The organism is Anaerobacillus arseniciselenatis, from assembly GCF_001865995.1.
Lineage (GTDB): Bacteria > Bacillota > Bacilli > Bacillales > Anaerobacillaceae > Anaerobacillus > Anaerobacillus arseniciselenatis.
On the sequence record NZ_MLQQ01000001.1, the window covers coordinates 241,960 to 254,247 of the forward strand.

General features: G+C 35.7%; 12 protein-coding genes. 1 reads left to right on the forward strand and 11 read right to left on the reverse strand.

Going from position 1 to position 12,288, the window contains the following annotated elements; genetic code table 11:
- Positions 1-216: 216 nt before the first annotated feature.
- The gene (locus tag BKP35_RS01245) at positions 217-456 is read left to right on the forward strand and encodes a CUE domain-containing protein (protein WP_071311574.1); all 240 of its coding nucleotides are present in this window, start codon (positions 217-219) and stop codon (positions 454-456) included.
- Between the two features lie 69 nt (positions 457-525).
- Here BKP35_RS01245 and BKP35_RS01250 read toward each other — a convergent pair whose 3' ends face one another.
- The 11 genes from BKP35_RS01250 to cpaB form a co-directional block, all read right to left on the reverse strand.
- The gene (locus BKP35_RS01250; RefSeq protein WP_245741821.1) at positions 526-1,788 is read right to left on the reverse strand and encodes a hypothetical protein; all 1,263 of its coding nucleotides are present in this window, start codon (positions 1,786-1,788) and stop codon (positions 526-528) included.
- A 74-nt stretch (positions 1,789-1,862) separates the two neighbouring features.
- Positions 1,863-2,048, reverse strand: a complete 186-nt coding sequence (locus BKP35_RS01255) for a hypothetical protein (protein WP_071311576.1) — start codon at positions 2,046-2,048, stop codon at positions 1,863-1,865.
- Positions 2,049-2,330: 282 nt separating this feature from the next.
- On the reverse strand, positions 2,331-3,698 hold the full coding sequence (locus BKP35_RS01260; protein WP_071311577.1) for a 4Fe-4S binding protein: 1,368 nt from the start codon (positions 3,696-3,698) through the stop codon (positions 2,331-2,333).
- Between the two features lie 473 nt (positions 3,699-4,171).
- The gene (gene lgt / locus BKP35_RS01265) at positions 4,172-4,993 is read right to left on the reverse strand and encodes a prolipoprotein diacylglyceryl transferase (protein ID WP_071311578.1); all 822 of its coding nucleotides are present in this window, start codon (positions 4,991-4,993) and stop codon (positions 4,172-4,174) included.
- A gap of 137 nt (positions 4,994-5,130) precedes the next feature.
- The gene (gene pssA / locus BKP35_RS01270) at positions 5,131-5,826 is read right to left on the reverse strand and encodes a CDP-diacylglycerol--serine O-phosphatidyltransferase (protein ID WP_071311579.1); all 696 of its coding nucleotides are present in this window, start codon (positions 5,824-5,826) and stop codon (positions 5,131-5,133) included.
- A gap of 234 nt (positions 5,827-6,060) precedes the next feature.
- Positions 6,061-6,933: a helix-turn-helix domain-containing protein gene (locus BKP35_RS01275; protein WP_071311580.1), complete on the reverse strand. Its 873-nt coding sequence runs from the start codon at positions 6,931-6,933 to the stop codon at positions 6,061-6,063.
- Between the two features lie 303 nt (positions 6,934-7,236).
- Positions 7,237-8,178: a type II secretion system F family protein gene (locus BKP35_RS01280; protein ID WP_071311581.1), complete on the reverse strand. Its 942-nt coding sequence runs from the start codon at positions 8,176-8,178 to the stop codon at positions 7,237-7,239.
- Positions 8,179-8,181: 3 nt separating this feature from the next.
- Positions 8,182-9,141 (reverse strand): type II secretion system F family protein, encoded by a 960-nt coding sequence (locus BKP35_RS01285; protein WP_071311582.1) that lies wholly within the window; start codon positions 9,139-9,141, stop codon positions 8,182-8,184.
- Positions 9,142-9,146: 5 nt separating this feature from the next.
- Positions 9,147-10,499, reverse strand: coding sequence for a TadA family conjugal transfer-associated ATPase (locus tag BKP35_RS01290; RefSeq protein WP_071311583.1), 1,353 nt, complete (start codon positions 10,497-10,499; stop codon positions 9,147-9,149).
- A complete protein-coding gene (locus BKP35_RS01295) occupies positions 10,486-11,673 on the reverse strand; it encodes a CpaE/TadZ family protein (RefSeq protein ID WP_071311584.1) in 1,188 nt (395 codons plus the stop codon). The genes BKP35_RS01290 and BKP35_RS01295 overlap by 14 nt, the downstream gene beginning before the upstream one ends.
- Positions 11,670-12,287 (reverse strand): Flp pilus assembly protein CpaB, encoded by a 618-nt coding sequence (cpaB, locus tag BKP35_RS01300; protein ID WP_071311585.1) that lies wholly within the window; start codon positions 12,285-12,287, stop codon positions 11,670-11,672. Before cpaB ends, BKP35_RS01295 begins: the two co-directional genes overlap by 4 nt.
- Position 12,288 lies beyond the last annotated feature (1 nt).

Consider the following 12,288-nt stretch of genomic DNA (forward strand, 5'->3'; position numbering starts at 1 on the left):
TAACTTCTTTATAAGTTGTGGTTACAATGTAATTATAATAAAAGTGAGTGTTCAAAAGGAGGATAATCAGAGCGAAGGAGGTCGAGGCGGCGAAGCTTCGAGCAGCGGAATGTATACTATTAATACACTAGAAGCACAGAAGCGAACCAACGAAGAGATTCAAGAGCTTGTATTACCGGACTTTTTGAACATCAACTAAATAAGGAGCTGAAAGAAATGAAGAAAAAATTGATCGTCGCAATCACTACCACTGCATTAGTTTTAGGACTTGGCACAGTTACTTTAGCCAACTCTGACAGTGAAGTTTTTGGAAACTTTAAAGACATGCTACCATTTATGCAGCAAATGCACCCAGATCTAAATGAAGATCAACTTGAACAAATGTATATTGCTTGCCACGGAGAAAATGGCCAAAGAGGTAATGGACCTGGAATGATGAGAGGGTTCGTTGATTAAAAACCTTATATTAAAAAAATGTTACCACATAACACGTGGTAACATTTTTTTAATACTGAATAACAACCATCAATAATGACATATTTTCGCAACCTTTTCTAATACACTTACATCGTGTCCAAACTTACACATTGCCTCACAATCAGATCTAAAATCAACAAAAGTAATATAAGAAATTGGCATTGTTTTCAATGCTGGTTGTAACGAAGGTCTTAATAATTGTGCTCTGATTTCTTTTTCCCTTTTATTAGGTGCAATTAAATATAAATTACAACTGCCGTCTTCGATTGAAGTTGCTAGATCGTGAAGACGTAATATTCCTGAATATATCGATGTACTTTTTTCTACTTCAAATGCACCTATAAAGCGATCATTTTCATCTAGCCAAATGACATCAATTAATGAGATTGTTTTTTGAACCTCTCCTAAAGAACTTGCTTTTGGTAAATTCTTTATTGACAAATCGCCTAAAACTATCCCAGACCACTCTTTTTTATGGTCATTTTGTGCAATCCAGACACGATAACCTATTTCCCTACCTAGTTTTGCTAGTAAATATTGCATTTCATTATGCTCATTTTCCTCTTGTAAATCATCGAGTACTTGCTTATGCCTTTTTTTCATTAATTTAATTTTCTTTTCATCATCATTTTCAATAACTTTTAATGCATTCTCACGTATGACTTGCCTGCCTATCCCTATCTCAAACAATAAGCCACTAATTACACCATAATCTTTTGAGAATAAATGACGGTATTCTTGATTTATCTCAACTATCTTTTCACGCATTTCTAAATAGGAAACCCAAGATCCTAGTTTTATTTTTTTATGAAATAAAGTATTAAATCCTTTTACGATGGCTGTATTAAATGGAGGAAAAAATGTAGGGTGAAGGAAATATAAAATGTTAGCTACAGCCGGCCCTAAGCCTTTAATTTTCTTTTCATTTAGCTTTAATATTTCCTCAATTACTTTATTTTCATCTTTTGCATGCAGACAAGCTTTCAAAAAAGAGGCAAAAGCTTTCTTATTCTCTTCATCTTCATAAATGTCAGGAATTCTTAATTTTGGTTTCCAATAAAAAGCGTGCGCTGCTCCTTCAAAAACTTGTTTTTGTTCAGCTATCGCTGTAACGACTGTTTCTAAACTAGATCCTTTAAAGTCATTTCCGAAAGTTTTATTTTCAATTTCTTGGATAACTACCTTAATTCCTGCTTTAATTGTTCGAAAAGCTTTCAAGCGATCTTTATTTTGTAAATACCAAGTGTTGTAAACAGATTCAGAATCATTTCGATACTCTTCAACTATCTTTTCTAATACACTATTTTCCAAACAACTCCCTACTTTCATAATTACTTTATAGAATTAAACCTCAAGTGTTTTTTAGAGTTATTAGTTAACTAGCTTCATTTTCTATCGCTACAACAACCTTTTTCTCCATGATTTCCGTGTTCACCACCGCAACAATTTCCACCTTTTCCACCACAGCAACCGTCTTTCTTTTCTTCTTTCATCCTTTTAAAAAAGGAAAAAGATAACATAACAAGAACAATTAATAAAAACCAGTTTAGTGCCGTCGTAAAAATTTCCATTTTCTGATCCCCCTTCAAATTAGCTAAAAAGAGGGTGTCCTAAACATCAGCGTCTTTCACCGTCAGCCCACTAAATAAAGACAGATTTTCAGATAAGTCTATTTCTAGTGCTATTTTTTGGTGAGATGACGCTTATCGGACACCCTCCTTTACGATTAACGTATCTATTTTTTAAAATTTCCTGCACTTTTCTTAGCTGTCTAGCTCCAAGACTCATCACCGAATTTGCTTCAGTGCAGTTTTGCGACGAGTAACCGCAGGAGCAGGCGCCTTGCGCTTTTCTTAATGTACTCGATGATCCATCGGCAGTGTGAATAACAAGAAGTTTACTATACCAAAAATTAGAATTAATAAGTAAAATGGCCACAATTGTTTCACTGATTTCTTCTCACCAATTCTATATACTGCGTACATTGATAGCCAAGTACCAAGACCCACTAAGGCAAATTGTAAAATTTGTACTGTTTGATCAGAAACAACCGCTAAGTTACCCGACTTATAAACGCCGAAAAATTGAAGTGTTGTAAAGTATAATGCTTTTGTTTCTGTTAATAAATGGAATAAATTATGCCCTAAGTGACCCGCTAGATCGATTGGGATATAGGCGTATCCAAACCGGATAAAATTTTGTTTTGTTGATGTATCGAAATATGTTTTTGATCCTAGTTTTGAAGCATACCAAAGCGCAGCAATTGGTATCATCATCGCAATGATAAATGCGATGGTAAAGTTAACGTTATAGCTGGTTGTACGTGTTACCATTCCAATACCATTTAAAATTTGTTCCCAGATTTGGAGCATCGTAACATTTTGCACTAAAACAATACCCATGATAACTGCTGCTAAAAACGATTGTTCCAACATTGGCTTTTTAATGCCCCATAATTCCATTGTTGGCTTACGTGGCGTAATACGTATCGAGTCATTGGGACAGTTTTTAATGCAATCACCACAAATGTTACATTCATGACTATTGTCCATCGTGCGAACGAATTGAAACATATTACAGCCTTCAGCTTTTTCGCTTCCTTTGTAACATGATTGAGTTTTACAAGTTCGGCAAATGTCTATATTCCCTCTTAATTCTAACGCTCCAGCACGTGAATAGTTTCCAGCTAATCCACCTAAAAAGCAAAGTGATTTACAAAACGTCCTTCTCTCATAAAAGACAGATGTGGCTACGACCATCGTTAATAGTAATAACAATAAGATCCCTGAGCCACGCGGTGAGTGTACTACACCAAAGATATGATCGGCCCAAGTAATAACAATAAACGAAATATCAATTAGCCAGATCCCATATTTCTTTAAAAATTTAGGCATTGGGCTCTCGCTACCTACTAACCTACGAACAATATCACTTATTTTACCGAATGGACATACTGCACACCAAAAGCGACCGACAGCAATAAATAAAATCGGGATGATCGGCCACCATAAAACCCAAACCATTGCCGTACCCCAGTTACGATGTGGATTAATTGTTCCAGTCATTAATTCAAAAATAATGAGCCCAAAAATTGCTAAACCGAGCCATTGAAAAATGCCCGGATACCACTTACTTTTAATAAATTTATTGATGAATGGTATATCTAAAAAGTTAAATGGTTTTTTACTTGATCCTGGTAGTTTCTTCTCTGGTAAGGACATTAATACCACCACTCTTTCTCTGTAAAAATACTATATCTATAAAATGCACGAAACTTATGAAGAAATCATCAAGAAAGTTTGAAGAAATAGACACGAGTTTATGGCTAATAATTGAACATAAGAAAAGCGCAAGGCGCCCGCCTATCGGCGAAAACCAGTGGAAGACCTGCCCGTAGCGGTCAGGGTTTAGACCGCGAGGGCAGGTCTGAAGTGGTCGAACCGATGGCGCCTGCTCCTGCGGTTACTCGTCGCAAAACTCGCACTGAAGTATTTCAATGAAGAGTCTTGAAGCTAGACAGCTTTCCGAATTTTTTACGCTTTCTTACATTATTAAGAAAAGCGCTGTCCCGATAAAGAGTATCATACACCGTTAAGCACCCAATAGAGACGTATAATAAATTTATACGTCTCTATTTTTAGTAGGTACTATATGGTGACTGACACTTATGGACAGCGCAAAAACAAAAGACATTTTATCCTTGCAATAAATAATAAGCTATTAATGAGACGATCATTACTCCCCAAACGTAAAACCAAGTTTTCGCAATTTCATAACGCTCTACGTTTGCTACTTTAAGTGGTTCTTTCTTCTTTAAGTAAAACATAAAAACAAACCCAATAATTATACCAACAATGCTCATTATGTGACTCACACTTAAACCAAAGATCATCGGATTAACTCTAGAGAATTCGACTAATCCTCTAATAAATAAAAATCCAACGAAATAATGTAAAATCACTTGACCATGATAATGTTTACTCTTCAACCTTAACCATAAATATCCAAATAAAAAGTAGTTCAAGACAAACTCATAAGCTTGGGCAGGATGGTAATAAACTCCATCTACATTAATGTTCCAAAATGAATCAGCGGCTGTTGGAGCACCGAAGACATCACAACCAATGCGACTAATTCCTTGGGCAAGAATAATAAATGGCGCTGCGATATCAAGCGTTTTCAAAACTGGCAATTTATTTTTTCTTAAATATAATAGAGCGACAATGAGCCCCCCTATTAAGCCACCGTGAATGGAAAGTCCTCCTTTATGGATGAAGAAAACCTCTATAGGATTAGAAAAGTAATATGAGGGGTTATAAACGAGAATATAGACAATTCTTGCTCCTACCACTCCACCAATAAATGAAAGAAGCACAGCGTCTATTAACTGTTTTTCATCATATCCCCTTTTTTTCGCTTCCTTTAAAAAGAAATATAATCCTACTAAAACACCGATGGCAATCATTAGTCCGAACAAATAAATTGAAACTGGGCCGATCCTAAAAAGTGGTTCCATAACATTTCTCCATTTCTTTGAAGTGATAGCACTATACTACTACTAAAGTGTAAAAGAACTGTGAAGAAATGAATAATTTTTTGAACACTTAGTGAAAAAACTGAAAATTAGCCCCACTGATCTTTAAGGGCCATTTTTTAATCTATATTCTTTTTATTTTTCCCGCGAATAAACCGATACGTAACATAAGCAATATAAAGCGGAGTAGCGATATAAATTAAATAAGGAAATTCCGCGTATGTACCTTTATAAATAACGAATAAAGTTGCTCCTAAAAATAAAGTAACAATCGTTCCGTATTTCGGTAATGGAACTTCTTTTAAGCTAGGAATTCTAAGTCTACTTACCATCAAGAAACATAACGCGGTAAAAACAACCGTCGTTATAATACTAGGAATAGTCTCACCAAAAAGAGTTAACAATGCAACAATTCCACCTGCTGCCGTAATTGGTACTCCAACAAAATAATCTTTAGATGTCGTACTCGTGCTAACGTTAAACCTCGCTAATCGATAAGCCCCGAACAGTGGAAATAGTCCAGCTACCGCAAACCCTAGCAATTCAAATTGATAAAAATATGTATAGTACACTAAAAATGATGGCGCTACACCAAATGTAACAATATCAGCTAAAGAATCTAACTCTTTACCTAATGGAGTTTCAGCTTTTAACATCCTTGCCGCTCTTCCATCCATACTATCTAACATCATCCCAATTAAAATTAAAATTGCTGCATTTTTATACTGACCATCAGCCGCAAAGCCAATCGATAAAAATCCACAATATAAATTCCCTAACGTGAACATGTTGGGAATACTTCTCTTAAACCTCATTAGTTGTCATCACACTCCGTTTTGAACACCGATTCTAAATAATATAAAAGGATAAAAGGCTGGGACAAAACAAAGTGTCAGACACCGCTAGACACCGAATATAGACATAAGATAGATCTTTACGTCTATATTTAGTAGGATCCGCGTGGTGTCAGACACTTTTGTCCTAGTCTCTTGTCTTAAACTCATTATATCATTTAATTTTTACAAACGCTAAATGGATGCAAGTTTTGGTTAAATATATTTTTTTATTCCAAACAATGAGTTGAAGATATTCCCTAACTTTCGCTTTTGTTTATTTTCTTCATTAGATGCTGCAACTTGGCGATAATTTTGAACGAACTCTTGAAATAATTCTTCTCTTTCTTCAACCTTTTTTTGCAAAAATAAGTTTTCCTCTTGTTCTCTTTGAACTTGTTCTTTTAATTTTTTTAATTGCTTATAAGTTCGACTGTAATTATCTAGCACTTCTTGAGAATATGTTTGCACCACGCCTTCAGTAATGGCATTACCTTTTGCAACTTCTTTTTTAATTTCACTTTTTAACTCTTCATTTACATCTTTGAATTCACTTTTAAAATCACTTTTAAACTCATTATGAGTGCAGTTATAATTATTTAGCGCTTCTTCGGAGTATGCTTTGACAATTCCTTCTGTTGTTGCATTCCCTTCATTGATCTCTTTTTTTACAGCTGTTTTCAGTTCTTCGTTCATTTCTTTCGTTTCTTGTTTAAACTCATCTTTTAATTGCTCAAAAGAATCGGATATATTTTGAACAGCTTGGACCGTTTCATTTTGCAAGGCAACAATCTCAGCATACTTTAAATCGTATTCACTAGCTACTTGTTCAGGAACTTCATTATTTGCTCCATTATCAGTGTCTAAAATGAACTTGATTAAATCATCACTCAAATTTTTATCTTTCATTAGCTTTATTTTTTTGATAACTTTCAACTCTCCATCACGATAAATTCTCGAGCCCGACTTTGTTCTGTGAACTTCAAAAAAATCTACAAACACCTTCTCCCATTTTTTTAAACTTCCCACTGGTATTTTTAACTGTCTTGAAACATCTTTTATCGTATACATTTTGTTTTCATCTACCATTACAAACACCTCTTTTTAAAATTATTAGAACGTCACCTTCGCTTAATATTCTTATTAAAGATTGATACCTCATTTTTCCTTCTATGTGACAAATGTTCTAAAAAGAAGTCGTTGTTCGGCAAAAAGCGCTACGAAAGTCGTAGCGCTAGTAACTTTTTCATTTTATAAAAGAGCCTATATTTCAATGAATTTCATAATTCATTATTCACGCCACTAAGATCAATATATAGTTGCGTCAAAACCATTCGCAAACTATATATTGCTTGATGTGGCTCATTTTTGGTAATTATGAAATTCACTCATTTAAAAGAAATTAATCATCAGTTGTAAAATGACCGGTCCTAATAAAATAATAAATAACGTCGGAAAAATAAAGAGCACCATTGGGATCATCATTTTAATCGGTGCTTTCATTGCCTTTTCCTTTGCTTGTTGGCGACGTTGTTCCCGAATTCGTTTCGTTTGCGCCCGTAATACTTTCGACATCGCAATCCCTAACTGATCCGCTTGAATTAAAGAGTTAATGACACTTTGGAACTGTTCGGATGGGACACGATCACGTAGTTCAGAAAAAGCGTCTCTTTTTGACATCCCTAATTTCATATCATCTAACGTTCGTAAAAACTCATCAGAAAGTGGACTTTTCATTTGCTTTGAAACTTTGTTTAAGGCTGCATCTAAACCCATCCCTGCTTCAATCGTCACTCCTACCATATCAAAAAAATCTGGCATTTCTTTTTGAATCGCATCGACTCTTTGCTGTTTTTTCAACTTCAAATAATATTCTGGATAAAAGAGCCCGAATAAACTAGCGATTATTCCAAAAATGAGTACACTACCTACGCTTTCTGCAGAAGGTAAAAACATAAAAACAAAAAGGAGGAAGAAGACGATACTTAACCCGATTTGTACTAATCTGAAGTCAACCGCTTGCAGGCGAAACGGACTCCCCGCATCTTTCAGCCTTTTCGTAATCATCGCCTCATTTTGCTCAGACATCTTCTTAAACATATTTTCTCTTATCCTTATGAACATAGGCTGAAAAATCCGTACAAAAAATGAGCCTTTTTCAATCATTTTCCCTTTATTTTTTTGCTGGTATGTTGTCACTTGAATTATGTCTGCCTCTAGTTCTCCAATCCTTCTTTGAATGGCATATTTTTCTTTATAGATCAAAGAAAGTATGCAATAGATTACTAATGTGATAAAGATAAAACTCGTTAATAAAAAGAAAACTTGTAACATTATTTACACCTCAACATTAACAATCTTCTGGATCATGACCCAACCAATTGTAATTAACACGCCTCCGACAAATAGAAACGCTAATCCGAGTGGATGCGAAAACATCGGTTCAAAAAACTGAGGGTTCATAAAATTTAAAATGACCGCTAAAATTACTGGTAATAATGTAATGACGATCGCTGAGAGCTTTCCTTGTGATGTTAAAGCTTTTAACTCTTCTTTAATTTTAACCCGTTCTTCGATCGTTTCTTTCATCGTCTCTAAAATATCTGCTAAATTTCCACCAGTCGTTCTTTGCACTAATAAAGCGGTAATCACCATCTCTAAATCAGCATTCGGAACGCGTTTTAATAAGTTCTCTAACGCTTCTTCAACCGGCACACCGTAATTCATTTCTTTTAACGTTCTTTTAAATTCAGGGCCGATCGGATCAGGAATTTCTTTACCAATTACCTGCATCGCCTGCATAAAACTAAATCCCGCTTTTAATGATGTAGCCGTTGTACTTAACGTTTGCGGAAGTTGTGTTGCACAACGCTCTAACCTTAATCTTTTTTTTCGTTTTAAATATAAAGTCGGCAACATAAATCCACTAAAAGATGCAATAACTAATGCTGCACCCTCAAAACCGAGAATAAGAAAAAACATAAATGCAGGAATGACCATGATTAGTCGCAACACAAAAAACTCCTCTGGCTTTAAAGGTAGGCCAGCTTCCTCAAGGTTTCTTTCCCATTTTTTTAAAAATGCTCTTCCTTGAAATCTCTTCGCTAAAGATTCGATTAGACGTTTTTCAAAACGAATATTTTTAGTTTTCGATTGAACTTTCACAGTGATCTGTTCTTGTTCCCTCGGAATATATTTTTTTATTCGATCTTCGTATTTACTAGATTGCTTCTGATATGCGAGGCGAAAAATTAAAAAGAATAGGAATGTAAATAACATAAAAAGGATGATCAACACATTTATCACTCCTCACGAAACCATTCAGCTGGCACATCGATTCCGTATCGCTCTAGTTTCTCTGTACAACTCGGACGAATTCCTGTCGAAACAAATTTTCCTACAATTTTTCCATCTGGAGTAAGTCCTGTTTGTTTAAACACGAATAAATCTTGTAAAACGACCGTTTCACCTTCCATACCAATCACTTCTGAAATATGAGTGATCTTTCTACTTCCATCCTTTAAACGACTTTGCTGAACAATTAAATCGATAGCTCCAGAAATTTGTTCACGGATCGCACGTACAGGGAGGTCAACCCCCGCCATTAAAACCATCGTTTCGATACGAGCTAACATGTCACGTGGACTATTCGAATGTCCCGTCGCTAATGAACCATCATGACCTGTATTCATCGCTTGTAACATATCTAAAGCTTCCGCACTTCGAACCTCACCAATAACGACCCGGTCTGGGCGCATTCGTAATGAGTTTCGCACTAAATCACGAATCGTAATTTCACCTTTTCCTTCAATATTAGGAGGCTTCGTTTCTAATGACACAACATGATCTTGGCTAAGCTGCAATTCTGCTGCATCCTCAATCGTGATGATCCTCTCATCAAATGGGATAAACGCTGATAATATATTTAATAACGTTGTTTTCCCTGAACCTGTTCCACCACTAATAAAAATGTTTAAGCGTGCTTTGACAGATCCTTCTAAAAATTTTGCCATTTCTTCGCCTAACGTACCAAATCCAATTAAATTTCTAATCTCCAAACGATTGGTCGGAAACTTACGAATCGTAATTGAAGGTCCATTTAATGCTAACGGGGGAATAATTGCATTTACACGTGAACCATCCGGTAAGCGCGCATCGACCATCGGAGAACTTTCATCAATTCTCCTCCCTAAAGGAGCAACGATTTTTTCAATCACTTGTAAAACGTGCTCATTACTCCGGAAGTAGGAATTTGTCATAACTAATTGACCTTTCTTTTCTACATAAACTTGGTTTGGACCATTTACCATGATTTCCGAAACATCTGGATCATTTAAAAGTGGAGTAATCGGTCCATAACCGATCAATTCATTTGTAACACTATTGATGATTTCTTGTTTCGCTTCAAACGTTAACCGCTCTCCTTCTTTTTCAAAAAAAGAGATTGCTACGTTTTGAATAAGTTGCTTCGTTTCATCCTCAGTTAACTCATCATTTTGTTTTTGAATTTCGTCGACTAGACTTTTTTGAAGCTTCACCTTAAAGCTTGGCTCTTGCACCTTTTTTTCTTCCGTATTTTTAGGAGGCGCTTGTATTTGCGAGGTTGACGTAGTAGACACCTGCTGGTTTTCACTTAGCCGCTTAAGAAGTGACATTTACCTTCCCCCTTTTTCGGAAAAACATTCGAAAAACACTTCTTTTCTTTGTGTTATTTTCCGGTCCATTAACCATTTCATCTGCTAATGAAACAATACCTTTTGACACCGCTATTTTAGGATGTGAGTATACAAAAGGCGTTCCTTTATTAAACGACTGCACAACAGTTTTATAATCACTAGGAATTTTTGCATCTACCTTCGTTGCTAAAATTTTCTCGACGGTGTCTACTTTCATTCCTTCCATTTCCGTATCGCGATTTAGGATGATTTTTATCTTATCCTTTATCCCTAATAACTGTAACGTTTCAATGGCTAACTTCCCATTTTTTAGCGTTGGTAAATCCATTGATGTAATTAAAAAAATCTCATCTGAATGTTCCAATGATACTAGCACAGTTTCTACTAATGATGGTGGTGTATCGATAATGACGAAATCATAATGTTTTTTTAACTGCTCAATCACCGCCGTTACATGTATTCCTGAAATTAGCTCCGCAAACTCCGGAAGTAAGGGAGCAGCTAACACATCAACGCCAGAGGAGTGACTCGTAATAAAGGATTGAACATTTTCACCGTCTTGTTCGTAACATTCTTTGACCCACTCATAAATCGTTTTTTTCGGTTGAACGTCAAAAAGGATGGCAACATCACCAAACTGTAAATCTAAATCAAGTACAACGACTTTTTTATTAAGCTTCGATAAGGCTACCGCTAAATTAACGGAGACGGTTGTCTTCCCTACGCCGCCTTTTGTACTGCAAACCGTAATTACGCTTCCTTGTTTATTTTCAACAGGATTTGTATGAGTCGATAGTTTTTCTTCTATTAACCTTTCGGCTTCAGAAACGGCTTTGGCAACTTCTTTTTCAACAACCGGTAATGAGACAATATCAATCGCCCCAGAGTACATTGCTTTTTTGTAATCCACCTCGGAAACTAATAAAACAATTGATACTACCGGATATTTTAAGCTAATCTCACGACTAAGTTCATATACACTGTACGTTTCACTTTCATGTAAAAAAAGCACAATGCCACTTGGATCATTAATACTCTGCTCTAACTGATCAATTTCAGAATACCAAGTAATCATTTTCCCCTTCGCGCCTAAACTTTGTCTTAATTCAATCGGGGAACTCTTTTCTGAAAAACCAATCCATTGTATCTTCATTCGGAGTTCACCTCTTCCACAACTGTTTCATCACCTACATCTTGACTAGCATTTATCTCTTGCCCAATGCTTAAAGTTGAACTTTGAACGGTTGAAGCATCCTCTTCTCCACGAAGCATTAGAGTAATTGTTCCGTGTTCAACCGCATGTGCTAGAGTGGCACCTTCATTAGGTACAACCTCTAGTGTCACGGTTTTAAATCGTTGTAGTTCATATTGCTCTTCAAAAAAACCAGGACCACTAATCGCTAACACTTTAATGTTTTGTAACAATAATTCACTCGTTGAAGCCTTTTCTTGAGACGTCGGTAAAACAGAAATAACGTCAACATAATCTCCAGGTTGGATAAAACCTGTTACCCCTTGCACTTCACTTATTTCGATTGAAATCGCACGTTTTCCATCGCTAATCTCAAAGTTTTTTTTCAGATCGAGAGAAAGATCGGTTTCCTCATTAATAATGCCATCCTCTGATTGTATTTCTTCAAAGTCCTCTATTTGATATTCCGTTTCATCCCCCGTTTGCGTGTGATCGTTATTTGAGAAAAGAAGCAAATATAATAAACTCGAAGAAATCAGACCAAAAACAATAGCTAACATCCATATTTTTTTCATA